Here is a 16,564-nt window from a genome sequence, read left to right as displayed (position 1 = left end):
ATAGCTGTCATCAAACGAAAGCTGCCATTTCTACCAAAAGAAGAATTTTTATCAATAAAAAATTCAAATAATATTTGCTCTTTAACATAGAAATCTTTGCGTTCAAAAAGATGCAGTAATTTTCATATTTTTGTAAAGATTAAAAATCACTCATAATTCATCACTTATAACTAACTCGATGTCTTTAAAAATTTCAGGACTTACAAAACATTTCGGAGAGCAGGTTGCGCTCAATGATATCAATATCGAAATCAAAAAAAACGAAATTATCGGATTGCTCGGACCAAACGGCGCTGGAAAATCCACCTTGATGAAATCCATCACAGGCGTTCTGAAAATCGACGAAGGCGAAATTCTATTGGACGAAAAAAACATTTCAGAAAACGAAATCGAATCCAAAAAGAAAATTGGTTTTCTTCCGGAGAATAACCCACTTTATAATGAAATGTACGTGAAAGAATATCTGCAATTCGTAGCAAATCTTCATAATATCAAAAAAGAAAGAGTAGAACAGGTGATAGATTTGGTTGGAATTACTCCTGAAAAATCAAAAAAAATCGGCCAACTTTCCAAAGGTTACAAACAACGTGTTGGTTTGGCGCAAGCTATTCTTCACGAACCGGATTTATTGATTCTTGACGAACCTACTAACGGACTTGACCCCAATCAAATTGTAGAAATCCGAAACGTTATCAAAGAAATTGGAAAAGCAAAAACTGTGATTTTGTCCACGCATATTATGCAGGAAGTTGAAGCGCTTTGCTCACGTGTGATTTTGATTCATCAAGGAAAAATATTACAAGATTCTCCAATTTCAGAATTCAAAGGGAAATTTGCAAGTCTGGAAGAAGCTTTCCAAAGTTATACGATATAAGTTGTCAGTTTTTGGTTGATAGTTGATAAAATCAATTCGAAAACCAAAACCTCCGACAACAATCAACCGACAACAATCAACAAAATTGAACTTCGCTCAAATCATCCTTCCGCTCAATCTCAAAGGAACTTTTACCTACAAAGTTCCAGCAGATTTTTTGGATAAAATCGAAGTTGGGATGCGGGTCTTAGTTCCGTTTCGAGGAAAGAAAATCTACACGGGAATTGTTGCGGAACTGTTCAATGATTTTGAAGAAACTTTTGTTCCGAAAGAAATCATCAATCTATTAGACAATCAACCGATTGTTCCAAAACAGCAATTGGATTTTTGGAATTGGCTCAGTTCCTATTATCTCTGTAATCTGGGCGAAATTTACCGTTTGGCGTTTCCGTCTTCTCTCAAGCTGGAGAGTGAAACTTATGTCAGATTGTTGTCCGAAAGAACAATTGACTGGCAAAATCTCGACGCGAACGAAACTTATCTTCTTCAAGCTTTGGAAGTTCGGCAAATGCTGAATTTGCAAGAGATTGAAGCTTTCATTCCAAAAAAAGAAATCATCAAAACCATCAATGCGCTGATTGATGAACGATATATTTCTGTGGATGAAAAAATCACTGAAAAATATAAGGCGAAAGAAATTGCTTATCTGAAAATCAATGAAGAAGCTTTGGTTTCAGAGAATTTGGCGATGATTCTTTTGAAACTTGATAAAGCCAAAAAACAGAAAGATTTATTCTTAAATATCCTTTCCAAACAAATTGATAATCCTGAGAATCCAATTAAAAAATCTTTAGTTTTTGATGAAGGTAATTTCGTCAATCAACAACTGAAATCTTTGATTGAAAAAGGTTGGGTTACAGAATATTATCTGGAAAAAGACAGAATTGATTCTTATGAAGGCGAAATTGAAGAAATTGAAGAATTGACAGATAATCAGAAAAAATCGATTTCAGAAATCAATCAAGCTTTTGAAGAAGGGAAAAATGTGTTGCTTCACGGTGTGACTTCATCTGGGAAAACGCATATTTATCTTGAGAAAATTGAGGATTGCATTAATTTTGGAGAAAATGTTTTATTGCTTTTGCCAGAGATTGCTTTGACCAAACAAATCACAATTCGTCTCGAAAAAAAATACGGTAAAAAACTCGGATTTTATCATAATAAACTGACGGATTTTGAAAGAGTAGAAGTCTGGCGAAAAATCAAAAAAAATGAACTTCAAATACTGATTGGAACTCGGAATTCTTTATTTCTTCCATATGAAAATCTAGGATTGATTATTGTTGATGAAGAACACGATTCGGCTTACAGACCAAGAGACCAGAACTTCTTTTTCAATGCAAAAGATTCGGCGATGATGTTGGCAGAATTTTATCAAGCAAAATTGATTCTCGGTTCGGCAACGCCTTCTTTGGAGAGCTATGATTTGGCGATGAAAGACAAGTTGCGTTATGTTTCTATTAATGAAAGATTTGGGAAAGTGGATTTGCCCAAATTTGAAATAATTGATATCAAAGAAGCACAAAATCAAAAGAAGATTGTCGGAAATTTCAGTCAGAAAATGATTGATGAAATCAATCTTCAATTAGATCATAAAAAACAAACCATTATTCTTCATAATCGCCGTGGTTATGCTAATGTCATCGAATGTGAAACTTGTGGTCACGTGACTTATTGCAGTAATTGTGATGTTGTGATGACGTATCACAAAGCTTCGAATGAGTTGAAATGCCATTATTGCGGACATCGTTCTGGGAAGCCAACTATTTGCCCAAGTTGCAACAGCGATAATCTGAATACAAAAGGTGTTGGCGTAGAACAAATCGAAGAGGAAACGCAAAAGATTTTTTCTGATGCTGAGGTTGATAGGATGGACGTTGATGCAATGCGAAAGAAATTTGCGTATGAAAAACTTTACGAAAAACTAGAAAACGGAGAAACTGATATTTTAGTCGGAACACAGATGATTTCCAAAGGTTTGGATTTTGATAATATTGAATTGGTTGCGATTCCGAAAGCTGATTCTATGATTCACGTTCAGGATTTTCGAGCAGAAGAGAGAGCTTATCAATTGATAACACAAGTTGCAGGAAGAGCAGGAAGAGTTTCTGGAAATGGAAAAATTCTGATTCAGACTTATAATCCAGCGCATTCGGTTTTTGAATTAATTAAGAATCAGAATGTTAAAGAGATTTATAATTACTTCCTTGATGAAAGAAAAAAGTTTCTTTATCCGCCATTTGTGAAATTAATAATGATTGAACTGAAACATAGGAAAGAAGACAAAATCAATAGAGCTTCTCAATTTCTCGGTTCGATTCTTCGAAAGTATATTCCGGAAGAATGCATTCTTGGTCCAGAAAAGTCGCCTATTGCAAGGCTAAACAATCTTTATCAATACCAGATTCTTCTCAAATTTCCGAAAAATAAAAACTACAAAATCTACAAAGAATTACTTCTTAAATCTTTTGATGAGTTTGATGAAATCACAGCCTATAAATCTGTAAAAAAAGATATTTTTGTCGATTTTTAACTGTTTTTAACAAAAATTCTAGTTTTTTATTAGAGTTTGACGCAGATTCCACGGCAATATTCTCTAACTTTACTTAGTTATGATAATAAGATTAGACAATCTTAAACCTTAATTAATAAAAATTCAATAAAAATTGTAATTGTTTTGAGAATGAATAAAATCAGAAATTACGTTTCAATTTTCGCTATTGGTTTTTCTTCATTTGTTTTTTCGCAAGGGAGCGTCGCAGTTTCTACCTATCCACAAGTTGCTGACCAGCAGAATCTTGTAAAGGATATCACGGCAGAAAAGGCGCTGCTTTCTCCAAAAGAACAGATTGAGTTTAACATCAATAAAATGTTTACCGACCCGGTTCTAAGGAATGCCAATTGGGGATTTGTGGTTTATGACCCAAAAACGGAGAAAATTGTAACGGCGTACAACGAAACTGCGCCATTGATTCCGGCTTCCACAACCAAGTTATTAACCACAGAAACTGCATTTTCTCTTTTGGGAACGCAATATAGATGGAACACTCAGTTAGAATATTCCGGAAGTATTGATACAGAAGGCGTTTTGACCGGAAATCTCTACATAGTTGGAAGTGGTGACCCATCTTTAGGTGGAAATAGAGGTGGTGCGGTAAGCTATGGACAGATTGTGAGTCAATATCTGGATGCGATTCAGGAAAAGGGAATCAAAAAAGTGACTGGCGATATTATCATCCAAACTGCGATTTTCAAAGAAAATAAAAGACAGGAACTTCCGCAAAATATCGTTTGGCTGGAACAAGATAATTATTATTTACCAGTTGGAACTACGGAAAGTATAGAGCCAAGAAATGAAAAATTGATTGTCAATCAGTCTAATAATCGTTTCAATCAAGAGAAAAAGTATTTTTATATTTCGCCTTACACCAAGAAAATGGTTTATGCCGATAAGTTCGAAGGAAATTGGGTAACTACCAAAGTTGCGGAACCGCCGGCTTACTTAGCTAATAAATTGAAAGAAAGTTTAGCTAAAAATAAAATCACAGTAATTGGAAAAGTAACACCAAAAATTGTAGACAGAGAACCTGAGCCAAGAGAAATCTTGACGATTTATAAATCTCCAACTTTGGCAGAAATCGTTAATTATACAAACCAAAGAAGTGATAATAATTATGCGGAAGCTTTGCTTAAGTCTAATGGTTTTCAAAAGTTTGGCGACCAGACTTTGGAATCTGGAAAATTGGCAGTGACAGAGCATTTAAAATCAATTAATTTTGATTCGGAAGGTTTGAATTATATGGACGGAAGTGGACTATCCAAGGCTCACACTGTAACGCCAATTTCTCAAGTAAAGTTTTTAGCAAAAATGATTAAGTCTCCTTATTATAAAGAGTATTTTGATTCTTTGCCTATTGCAGGGCAATCTGGAACTTTGAAACATATGTTTATGCTGAACTCAAATGGACAGATTTTTGCTAAAACTGGAACTCTAAATGGTGTAAAATGTTTGGCTGGCTATATCAAAACTAGAAGTAACAAAACACTTGCTTTTTCTTTATTGATTAACAGATATTCTGGTTCTGTTGCTCAAGTGAAAAGTAGAATGGAGCAATTGCTAGATCCTACTTTAGATTTATAGTAATCAATCTTTTATAAAATCAAAACTCATCTCGTCGGGATGAGTTTTTTTTGTAGCTTTGAGTTGAAAATCATCAATCTTATGAAGAAAAACTATCTGCTGTTTATTATTTTATTTTCCTTTAATCTTTTTTTTAGTCAGAAATTTAATATTGATAGAAAAGGGATTGTGGAATCTGAGAAAAGAACGAATCTGAAATCAATTTTGGATGTCAACGTCAATCCAAATACTTTGAATTATAATTTAAAATATGTAAGATTAGAATTAGACTTAGATCCTACTCAGCAATATATTTCTGGAACTGTGACTTCTCATTTTAAAATGTTACAAAATACCTCAGATATCTATTTTGATTTAGCAGATAATCTAATAGTTTCCAATGTGAAATATCACGGTCAAGATTTGACTTTTCAGCAATTGAGTACTGATGAAATTAAAATTAATTTTCCTGCAACTCTCACTGCTCAGACAACAGATTCCTTGTCCATCACATATAATGGAGTTCCTTCAATTGTAGAAAATGCTTTTGTAGCAACAACTACGTCGGCTGGAGATCCTATTTTAGCCACTCTGTCAGAACCTTTTGGAGCAAAACAATGGTGGCCTACCAAGCAGAGTATGAACGACAAAATTGAAAAATTAGATATCAAAATTTCCACTCCTGCTCAATACACTGTCGGATCTAATGGAAAATTGATCTCAGAAACGATTTTAGGTAATGGAAAGAAGTTAACCTATTGGCAAACCAAATATCCAATTCCTGCATATCTTTTTGCTCTAGGAATTTCTAATTATACAAAACTTAATTCTACAATCACAACAACTAATAGTTCATTTCCTTTTCTCAACTACGTTTATCCATCTTGGGCAACATCTGATACTCAAGAAAATCTAGATTGGACAGCAACCAATATGCAGACTTTCGAAGATCATTTTGGATTGTATCCTTATCGCAATGAAAAATATGGACATATGCAATTCAATTGGGGTGGTGGAATGGAGCATGCAACAATGACTTCTATGGGATATTATGGATTAGATTTAATTGCTCATGAGTTAGCTCATCAATGGTTTGGAGACAAACTCACTTGCGGTACTTGGAATGACATTTGGCTGAATGAAGGATTTGCAACAATGGGAGAATATGTTGCTTTTGAGAAATTATTGATGACTCCGGTTCAGTTTCAAAGCTATCTTCAGGGGGAAATGGATTATATCACAAGCGATCCGGGAGGGAGTGTCTATATTCCCGATAGCGATTTGAATTTTTATAGAATTTTTAATGCAAGATTAACATATACAAAAGGAGGTTATGTTCTTAGAATGATAAAGTGGATTCTTGGTGATGATCAGTTTTATGCCATGTTGAAAGCCTATCAAAACAATCCTGCTTTTGCTTATAATTATGTGAAAACACACGACTTTCAGGGTTTTTTAAGTAGTTATACAGGAAGAGATTTTACAGAGTTTTTCAAAGATTGGATCTATGGAGAAGGTTATCCGTCTTACCAAATTAAATGGAATCAAAATACGACAAGCAAAAAACTAACATTCCAAGTTGGACAGACGAGAAGTTCATCTGCAGTGAGCTTTTTTGAATTGCCTTTGCCAATCAAAGTTTCTGGATCTGGTGGACAAACCGCTTACTTTGTTTTGGATCATACTTCCAATAATCAATATTTTACGCAAGATGTTGCTTTTGATGTTACAAATGTTGTATTCAACTACGAAAATCAAATTATTACAAAAGAATCTACAGTTGTTAGAGATAATTCTTTGACTGTAAATGATATTGATAGTAAAGATAAACTGAATGTATATCCAAACCCTACAAAATCCTTCGTGAAAATTTCTGGCTTGGAAAAGTCAGTAGATTATGAAATCTATTCTATTGAAGGTAAATTAATCAAAAAAGGAATTACTGAAAAAGATTCAGAAATTAATATTTCTAGTTTTGTTAAAGGAACTTATATTCTCAAGTTTAATAATCAATCTATTAAGATTCTAAAAGAATAAAAGAAGTTAATATATCACAAAAAAGCACTTAATTAAAGTGCTTTTTTTATTTTTGTTCAAATCGAAAATTAATAAAAATGATATCACAAAAATTCCTCGAAAATATTCAGAACGAATTAACAAACATAGAAAACGACGGGCTTTACAAAAAAGAAAGAATCATCATTTCCCAGCAAAGTGCAGAGATAGAAGTTGGAGGAAAAAAACTTCTGAACTTTTGTGCGAACAACTATTTGGGATTATCCAACAATCCAGAAGTAATGAAAGCGTCGCAAGATGCTATTGAATCCCGCGGTTATGGGATGTCATCTGTACGATTCATTTGCGGAACTCAGGATATTCATAAAAATCTGGAAGCTAAGATTTCTAAGTTCTTAGGAATGGAAGACACAATTCTTTACGCCGCTTGTTTTGACGCTAATGGTGGTGTCTTCGAGCCATTATTTTCAGAAGAAGACGCAATCATTTCTGATGAACTCAATCACGCTTCTATTATTGACGGAGTAAGATTATGCAAATCTGCAAGATACCGTTACAAAAATAATAATATGGAAGATCTGGAAGCTCAATTAATTGCGGCCTCTGAAAAAAATCATAGATTTAAAATCATTGTAACTGATGGTGTTTTCTCAATGGACGGGATTGTTGCTGATCTTAAAGGAGTTTGTGATTTAGCAGATAAATATGATGCTTTGGTAATGGTAGATGATTCTCATGCAACGGGATTTATCGGAAAAACTGGTCGTGGAACGCACGAAGCTAATGATGTGATTGGAAGAGTCGATATCATTACTTCTACTTTAGGAAAAGCTTTGGGAGGTGCTTTAGGTGGATTCACTTCAGGAAAAAAAGAAATCATCGATATGCTGAGACAACGTTCTCGTCCATATTTATTTTCGAACTCATTAGCGCCAGGAATTGTTGGTGCTGCTTCCCAAGTTTTGGATATGATTTCGGATGATACTTCATTGAGAGATAAAGTAATGGAAAATGCAGAATACTTCAGAAAAGAAATGAAATCCAAAGGTTTCGATATTCCTGATGGTGATGCTGCAATCGTTCCGGTAATGCTTTATGATGCAAAATTAGCACAGGAAATGGCAGAAAAACTTTTAGCAGAAGATATCTATGTTATTGGATTCTTCTATCCAGTGGTTCCAAAAGGAAAAGCAAGAATCAGAGTTCAGCTTTCTGCAGCTCATTCAAGAGAACATTTGGACAAAGCCATTGCTGGATTCGAAAAAGTAGGAAAGGAGTTAGGTGTTATTTCATAATATAAGAGAAATTTCATCAAAATTATTTAGGGAGTAATTTTGATGAAATTTTAAGTAAATTCTTATCCTTTTAAGGTTGGGACAAACAGAATTTATTTAAAATTCAACAAACAAAAAACCAGCAAATTAATTTGCTGGTTTTGTATTTTCAAGAAGAAAATCTCAGGATTATTTTTTACCTCCGTAAGACTTGTCTTTGATTCTTGCTTTTTTACCTCTAAGGTCTCTGAAGTAGTAGATTCTAGCTCTTCTAACTTTACCTTGTCTGTTAACTTCGATTTTTTGAAGTGCAGGCATATTGATTGGGAAAACTCTTTCTACACCTACATCACCAGACATTTTTCTGATAGTGAAAGTTTTAGTAAGACCAGTTCCTCTCAATTGGATCACAGTTCCTTTGAAGAACTGAGTTCTTGTTTTCTGACCCTCTTTAATCTCGTAATACACAGTGATGGTGTCACCGGCTTTGAATTCTGGGAATTCTTTTTTCGTAATGTACTTATCTTGTACGTATTTTACTAAATCCATTTTTTATAAAAAAAATTTGTTTTGTCAAGCTAAGCAACATTCACGTCCTTCGTCAGAGGTTGATTAACAGGTTGCAAAAGTATAAATAATTTTTATAACTACAATACAATCTGAGAATTAAATTTTAATTATTTAATCTCCAGCAATTCTACATCAAAAATCAGAGTGCTGTTTGGACCAATTTCTTTGCTCACTTCCTGTTCTCCATAAGCCAAATGTGGTGGAATGGTAAACCTAAATTTACTTCCTACAGACATCAATTGCAAACCTTCTGTCCAACCTTTGATAACTCTATTCAGAGGGAAAGAGGCTGGTTTTCCACGTTTTACAGAGCTGTCAAAAACTTTACTCGTAATTGTTGTACCATGATAATGGCATTTCACCGTACTTTTTGCTGTTGGTTTTGGTCCGTCAGTTTCTACAAGGATTTCGTATTGTAAACCACTTGGCAAAGTTGTTACGCTTTCTCTTTTTCCGTTTTCAACCAAAAAATCTTGACCACTTCTCAAGTTTTTTTCAGCCAGTTCTTTTTTTCTTTTGAATAATAAATCTGCTACACCCATTTCTAAATTTTTTTCAAAGGTATAATTTTAATGTTATTTCCTTTTAATCTTAGCTGAGTTTTACGTCTTTGCGAATCTTAAAATTTTTTCAATAATGACAAAAAACCTTACGGACTTTGCGTTTAAAAATCATTAATTCAACAATTAAGTTCATTTGGAGCTTAATCCCGCTGTCCACTATATCTTTTTTGCCACACGTTTTGCCAGGCTGAGGTTCTCGAAGCATCCGCAAAAAAGGATGCCGTTCCCATCGGGGCTAGGGGCTTTGTCATAGATTCACGATTTGTCACAATTGTCAGACTGAGGCTCTAGAAGCCAACAAGAAAAGAATATCAAATCTGCAAAATCCCCATAATCTGCGAGAAACAACAACTATTATTTCTTAGCTGAGCAATGCGCCTTTGCAAACCTTAAAATATTTTCAATAAAGAACAAAAAACCTTTGCGCGCTTTGCGTTCAAAAAAACAGATGACAATTAACAGCCATTTAATACCATTAATTATAACTATTTCCCTTAACTTTGTTTAGAAACATTACAAATTATGGCGAATTGTAGTAGCGGATGTTGCGGAACAGACAATCATCAGGAACATTCTCATCAGCACAATCACGACGACCACGACCATTCTCACAGCAATTCCAAATTGGGATTGATAATAAGTCTTGTCATTTTTTTCTCAGGATTGATTCTTGATTTTTGGATTACAGCTGATTGGTTTACCGATAATCTTTGGTTGAGATTCGGATGGTATTTTGTGTCTTATATATTAGTTGCATTTTCAGTTTTCAAAGATGCCTTTGAATTAGCTAAGAAATTAGATTTCTTCAATGAGTTTTCATTAATGGGAATTGCAACAATCGGAGCATTTGCGATTGGCGAATTTCCAGAAGGCGTTGCCGTAATGCTGTTTTACACGATTGGCGAAATGTTCCAAGAATCCGCTGTTAACAAAGCTCGGAATAATATCAAATCATTATTAGACGTTCGCCCAAAAGAAGCAACAGTTTTCCGAGAAGGAAGTTGGAAAACCATTTCTCCCGAAGAAGTGAAAATCGGAGAAAAAATTCAGGTGAAAGTAGGAGAGAAGATTCCGTTGGATGGGATTTTAATGTCGGAAAAAGCAAGTCTCAATACATCAGCTTTGACAGGCGAAAGCAAACCTTCCTCAATCCAAAAATCCGAAGAAGTTCTCGCAGGAATGTTGAATCTCGACCAAGTGATTGAAATCGAAACGACCAAATTATTCGAAAATAGTTCGATTGTAAGGATTCTTCAAATGGTTCAGGATGCAAGTTCCAGAAAAGCAAAAACCGAATTATTCATCAGAAGATTTGCGAAAATTTATACACCAATTGTTTTTCTTTTAGCTCTTTTGGTAACACTTGTGCCTTATCTTTTTGTTGAAAATTACATCTTCAGAGATTGGCTTTACAGAGGTTTGGTCTTTCTCGTGATTTCTTGTCCTTGTGCTTTGGTTATTTCGATTCCGTTGGGATATTTTGGTGGAATTGGCGCCGCTTCCAGAAACGGAATTTTGTTCAAAGGTTCTAATTTTCTCGACATCATTGCGAATGTAACGACTGTCGTGATGGATAAAACCGGAACTTTGACAAAAGGTGTTTTCAAAGTTCAAGATATCGTTCCGGAGAACATTTCAAAAGAAGATTTTTTATCAATTCTATCTTCTGTTGAGAGTCATTCCACACATCCGATTGCAAAAGCGGTTTCAGAGTTTCATCCTTCAAATCAAATTCCCGAATCGGTGGAAGAGATTTCCGGAAAAGGAATCAAAGCTGTTATTAATCAACAAAGAATTTTTGCCGGAAATACAAAACTGCTGAAGACTTTTAATATTCATTATCCGGAATTCTTGGAAGAAATTGTAGAAACCACAGTTGTTCTAGCCATTGATAACGAATATAAAGGTTACATCACAATTTCCGATGAAGTTAAGGAAGATTCAGAATTAGCAATTAATCAATTGAAAAATAATGATATAAAAACTGTGATGTTAAGCGGAGACAAAGATTCTCTAACTCAAAATATTGCTAAAAAATTAGGAATCGATTCTGCTTTTGGTGGTTTGCTTCCAGAAGGAAAAGTTGAAAAGTTGGAAAATTTAAAAAGTAATCCAAAAGAAGTCGTAGCTTTCGTTGGAGACGGAATCAATGATGCGCCGGTTTTAGCTTTAAGCGATGTCGGTATGGCAATGGGAGGATTAGGTTCCGACGCAGCAATTGAAACTGCGGATGTTGTTATCCAAACTGACCAGCCTTCGAAAATTGCAACAGCAATCAAAATCGGAAAGGAGACTAAGAAAATTGTTTATCAGAATATATTTTTGGCTTTTGGAGTTAAATTAATTGTATTGATTCTTGGAGCCGGCGGATTAGCCAATATGTGGGAAGCCGTTTTCGCAGATGTTGGTGTAGCATTACTTGCAATTCTTAATGCTGTCAGAATTCAGAATATGAAATTCTCAAATTAATTCATAAATATTTACATTTATATATTACCCGAATTATTGAAAAATAGTTCGGGATTTTATTTTGAAATAGGCTTTCAAATTAATTTCTTGTTCGTTAACAAAATAGTATTATCTTAGTTAAAAATGAAAATATAATGCGAACAGTTGTTTTTTGTGCTTTATTATTGTCTCAATTTGGGAACGCTCAGGGGTTTTTGAAAACTCAAGGGCAAAAAATTGTGAATTCCAAAGGAGAGAATATTTATCTGAAAGGTCTTGGATTGGGAGGTTGGATGCTTCAAGAAGGTTATATGTTGAAGACCGATGATTTTGCTGGACCTCAATTTAAAATCAAAGAAAAGATTACAGAAGTTGCAGGCGAAGACGGTAAAAATGAATTTTACAAAGCCTATCTCAAAAATGGAATTACTAAAAAAGACATCGATTCTTTAGCAAAATGGGGATTCAATTCCATAAGACTTCCGATGCATTATAATCTTTACACTTTGCCAATCGAAAAAGAACCTGTAAAAGGACAAAATACTTGGCTGGAAGAAGGCTTCCAAATGACGGATAATCTTTTAAAATGGTGTGAGGATAATAAAATCTATCTGATTCTTGACCTTCACGCTGCACCTGGCGGACAAGGAAACGATGCCAATATTTCTGATAATGACAAATCAAAACCGAATCTTTGGGACAGCGAGGAAAATCAGAAAAAGACAATTGCGCTTTGGAAAAAACTAGCAGAACGTTATAAAGACAAAGAATGGATTGCAGGTTATGATATGATCAATGAACCTAATTATGGTTTCACGGGGAAAAATCCAAACGGAACGGACGAGATGTCTAATGCGCCACTTTGGAAACTTCAGAAAGAGATTTCTGACGCCATTAGAGAAGTAGATAAAAATCACATTATCATTCTTGAAGGTAATGGTTGGGGAAATAACTATAATGGTTTGCCAAAACTTTGGGATAATAATATCGTTCTAAGTTTTCACAAATATTGGACAACCAATTCTCAAGAAGCAATTCAGAATATTGTAGATACAAGAAAAAAACTGAATGTTCCTGTTTGGTTAGGCGAAACTGGAGAAAACTCTAACGTTTGGTTTACAGAACTTAATCAATTATTATTGAAAAATAATATCGGTTATGCTTATTGGCCGATGAAAAAGATTGACAATATCGCAGGTGTAACCAATGTGAAAATTATTCCTGAATATCAAAAACTTCTAAACTATTGGAAAAACGGAGGTCAGAAACCAACAAAAGATTTCGCTAAAAAAGCCTTGATGAAAATAGCTGACAATTACAAAATGGAAAATGTGAAAGTCAAGAAAGATGTTATTGATGCAATGTTTCGTCAAGTAACAGATGAAACAACCAAACCTTATAAAAACCACATTGCACCGGGAAGAATATTTGCGACAGAATATGACTTAGGAAGATTTGGAAGCGCTTATTCTGATAATGATTTCCAAGACCTTTGGGTAAGTACTGGAAGTCATACAGAATGGAACTCAGGTAAGAAAATGAGAAATGACGGTGTTGATATCTACGCTTGTAAAGATAAAATCAACAACGGGTTCTATGTCGGGAAAACCGAAAAAGGAGAGTGGCTTCAATACACTGTGAAAAGTAAACAAGCAAGAAAATACACTGCAACTTTCAGATATAATAATGATTCTGCTCAAGCTTCGGAATTGATTATTAAAACAGAAGATGGTGACGATTTAGCAACTGTTAAGTTACCACCAACCGGAAAGAATATTTGGAAAACAGTCTCAGTAAAGAATGTTAAGCTTGATTCCGGAGAAAACAAATTGAGATTGTACTTCGAAGCCGGTAATGCGAACTTAAATTACTTCGAATTGAAGTAACTTCATATCATTACATTTAATTATAAAAGCATCTTGATTACGATTGAGATGCATTTTTATTGCTTGAAAATCACTTTGGCTCGATATTATATAAGGTAATTTGTGTAAATTATTTTTAAATTAGAATAAGGCATTCAGTAACATTTCGGAAAACTAGCTTACTACTTAATAAAACCAAACTATGAACAAAATCTTTACATTCATTTTTCTCTTCTACACATCTCTGTTTTTTTCTCAAAGTACACTAACTGTCTACAGATCGGATAATCAAAAACCAATTAAAGGTGCAACAGTATCTTGTAATGGGAAAATTCTTGGAAAGACCAATGAAAAAGGAATTGTCACTTTTACAACCAAATGTCCAAAAGTAGATGTGGAAATAGATAATTACATAGGAGATGAGGTAGTGGTGGATAAAGTAATGGAAATTGAACTAGATAGAGATAACATCAAAGCTAACGAGATACAAGGCGTGGTTCTGACCAACGAATCTGACCCACGAGCTTTAGCGATTATTGATAAAGTTTTCAAAAGCTTCAAAGATAATTCGCCTAATTCCCTAGATTCTTATTCTTATAAATCTTATGAGAAAATGTCTTTTGACGTGGACGAAGACAGCATACAAGATTACACGCATTTCTACAACGCGAGACAAGATTCACTTTCTAGAGTAGCGAATCGTAAGTTGCCTAAAAAAGAAAAGGAAATCAAAGATTCTATAGAAGGCGAGCAGATGATGGGCGTTGCGAGAGATAGCAAACTGTTTCTTTGGGAACGTGCGATGCAGTTTTTATATTCTAAAAAGTACGGTGAGAAAACCAATATCTTGGATAACAGAATCTCTGGTTTGAAGAATCCAGTTTACGAAATGTTAGCGCTACGTTCCAACAGAGACAAAATCCCGAGAGAGATTCTGCCGGAGAACAGAAGTCTTTACAGGTACTTCTTAACAGATTCTATCGAGATAGATGGTAGAGATAATTTCGTTATTCGTTTCCGACAGGTAGATTACAAAGTTCCCGTTAACAGAAGAAAATACAACGGTTATCTGTACATCGATAAAGAAACTTACGCTATCAAAAAGATTGAAAGTAATAGTAAGGTTAAGACCGATGGAACGATAACTTCTGTTTGGATTCCTATTAATAACAAATGGTTTCTGAAGACCGAGAACCTTAAAATAAAAATGGGCGTTTCAGAATTCTCTACTGTTGAGAAAAAGGACAATGAAACTGCCGAAGAAAAAAAGGAACGATTGGATAAAATCAAAAGGTTTGGGAATTATGCTTATATGAAGTCAGATTATTTTGATTTTCAGACACCGGTTGATTTCAAAGCTTCACAGTTCAGTGGTTATACGATGAGCGTGAAGAATGCGGATGGTTCTCTTCTCAATCAATATAGAACAGATAGTTTGACGGCTAGAGAAAAACTGACTTATATAAAAGTGGACAGCTTGGGTAAGAAATATACTTTGGACAGAAAAGTTCGTGTTCTTACGTCTTTGTTAAGAGCTAAATTCACTGTTGGGATGGTTGATATTAGTCCATTGCAAACGAGATATAACAAGTATGAAGGTTTCCGACCAGGCGCAACTTTTAAACTGAATGAGAAGTTTAACAAATATATTTCGCCAGATGTTTATTTAGCTTACGGTTTCAAAGACCGAGCTTTCAAATATGGAGCTGGTGTAGATTTGAGAACGACTTTGGAAAGAAACTCGTTTTTCCGCTTCGAATATTTTAAAGATGTGATGGCTTCGGGGAGATTCAGTCAGAATCTTTGGAATGCGAAGATGCAGATTAATAACAATGGGATGTCTATCCAGAATGATAAATACTATAAGTTTGATGGATTCAAGTTCGGGTATGAAGTGGATTTGAGTAATTCATTAACCTTAAATGTCTCTGCCAAAAAACAAAACGAAGAAGCTGGCTATCCTTACGAGTTTATGGGAATGTCCAGAAAGTTCGAGAACTTCAGCTCATTAGCGACAATTAAGTTTTCGCCAAACAATAGAAATATAATGACACCTGCGGGCAAATATACTTTTGAACAGAACTTCCCAGAGGTTTTCTTCAATTATGAACAAGGTTATAAAAGTCTAGGTGGAGAATTCAATTACAGTCGTTTTGATGTTTTGTATACGCATCAGTTCAGGACGTCTTTGGGTATGACTCAGACCAGAGCTTTTGGTGGATATTATTTAGGCAAAGCACCAATCTGGCATATGTTTGAGATGGGAGGTCTGGATGGAAATAGCAATACAGGGATTTTGTCCAATTTTTCTTTGACCAGTTATCTGGGATTTGCGACGATGACGGCTGGAAAGTATTTTAATGATAAGTTTGCAGGTTATTACATTACGCATCGTATTCCTTGGTATTTCAAGAGTTTTGGGAAGAATACTTCCAGCTTCGATTTTATTTACCGAGGTGTGATTGGAGATATGAAACATCCGGAATACCATCAGATAGAGAACTTCTCTCCATTGAACCATTTGTATCAGGAAGTTGGATTGGAATATAATAACTTCCTAAGTTCAAGATTCAATTTGGGATTGTTTTATAGAGTCGGTTATTATGCAACAAGTAATTTCAAGGATAACTTTGGAGTACAATTGAAACTTAAGCTATTAGAATTTTAATAGAATTAAAATCTCATCAAAATCATTTCTCCAACCTTAAAGGGAGTGATTTTGATGAGATTTTAAAATTAGTTTTGCTCCCTTTAGGGCTGGGGTAAACAAAATTAATTTTAAAAATTATTTTATTCTCTCGCAGATTTTGCAGATTATGCAAATTTAAAATCAG

At 34.5% G+C, this 16,564-nt stretch carries 10 protein-coding genes; 8 read left to right on the top strand and 2 right to left on the bottom strand.

Going from position 1 to position 16,564, the window contains the following annotated elements; genetic code table 11:
- Window positions 1-178: 178 nt before the first annotated feature.
- The 5 genes from DRF58_RS08110 to kbl all read left to right on the top strand — a co-directional run bounded on the left by DRF58_RS08110 (window position 179) and on the right by kbl (window position 8,305).
- Entirely contained in the window at window positions 179-874 is a 696-nt protein-coding gene (locus tag DRF58_RS08110) for an ABC transporter ATP-binding protein (RefSeq protein ID WP_116034490.1), read from the top strand.
- 85 nt (window positions 875-959) lie between these two features.
- Window positions 960-3,407, top strand: coding sequence for a replication restart helicase PriA (gene priA / locus DRF58_RS08105; RefSeq protein ID WP_116034498.1), 2,448 nt, complete (start codon window positions 960-962; stop codon window positions 3,405-3,407).
- 150 nt (window positions 3,408-3,557) lie between these two features.
- Complete coding sequence (gene dacB / locus DRF58_RS08100) at window positions 3,558-5,015, top strand: D-alanyl-D-alanine carboxypeptidase/D-alanyl-D-alanine endopeptidase (protein WP_116034489.1); 1,458 nt, start codon at window positions 3,558-3,560, stop codon at window positions 5,013-5,015.
- 81 nt (window positions 5,016-5,096) lie between these two features.
- On the top strand, window positions 5,097-7,031 hold the full coding sequence (locus DRF58_RS08095; protein ID WP_116034487.1) for a M1 family aminopeptidase: 1,935 nt from the start codon (window positions 5,097-5,099) through the stop codon (window positions 7,029-7,031).
- Window positions 7,032-7,108: 77 nt separating this feature from the next.
- Window positions 7,109-8,305 (top strand): glycine C-acetyltransferase, encoded by a 1,197-nt coding sequence (kbl, locus tag DRF58_RS08090; RefSeq protein WP_116034486.1) that lies wholly within the window; start codon window positions 7,109-7,111, stop codon window positions 8,303-8,305.
- Window positions 8,306-8,473: 168 nt separating this feature from the next.
- Here kbl and rplS read toward each other — a convergent pair whose 3' ends face one another.
- Together rplS and DRF58_RS08080 are read right to left on the bottom strand one after the other, a co-directional pair.
- Window positions 8,474-8,833: a 50S ribosomal protein L19 gene (gene rplS / locus DRF58_RS08085; protein ID WP_116034484.1), complete on the bottom strand. Its 360-nt coding sequence runs from the start codon at window positions 8,831-8,833 to the stop codon at window positions 8,474-8,476.
- 128 nt (window positions 8,834-8,961) lie between these two features.
- The gene (locus DRF58_RS08080; RefSeq protein WP_116034482.1) at window positions 8,962-9,396 is read right to left on the bottom strand and encodes an FKBP-type peptidyl-prolyl cis-trans isomerase; all 435 of its coding nucleotides are present in this window, start codon (window positions 9,394-9,396) and stop codon (window positions 8,962-8,964) included.
- Window positions 9,397-9,939: 543 nt separating this feature from the next.
- Here DRF58_RS08080 and DRF58_RS08075 point away from each other — a divergent pair.
- The 3 genes from DRF58_RS08075 to DRF58_RS08065 all read left to right on the top strand — a co-directional run bounded on the left by DRF58_RS08075 (window position 9,940) and on the right by DRF58_RS08065 (window position 16,398).
- Complete coding sequence (locus DRF58_RS08075; protein WP_116034481.1) at window positions 9,940-11,886, top strand: heavy metal translocating P-type ATPase; 1,947 nt, start codon at window positions 9,940-9,942, stop codon at window positions 11,884-11,886.
- A gap of 134 nt (window positions 11,887-12,020) precedes the next feature.
- A complete protein-coding gene (locus DRF58_RS08070; RefSeq protein ID WP_168926412.1) occupies window positions 12,021-13,751 on the top strand; it encodes a cellulase family glycosylhydrolase in 1,731 nt (576 codons plus the stop codon).
- A gap of 181 nt (window positions 13,752-13,932) precedes the next feature.
- A complete protein-coding gene (locus DRF58_RS08065; protein ID WP_116034478.1) occupies window positions 13,933-16,398 on the top strand; it encodes a hypothetical protein in 2,466 nt (821 codons plus the stop codon).
- The last annotated feature ends 166 nt before the right edge of the window (window positions 16,399-16,564 follow it).

The organism is Epilithonimonas hispanica (genome assembly GCF_003385395.1).
Classification (GTDB): domain Bacteria; phylum Bacteroidota; class Bacteroidia; order Flavobacteriales; family Weeksellaceae; genus Epilithonimonas; species Epilithonimonas hispanica.
The sequence above is the reverse complement of the archived record's forward strand: the minus strand, read 5'-3'. Positions and strand labels throughout refer to the sequence as shown.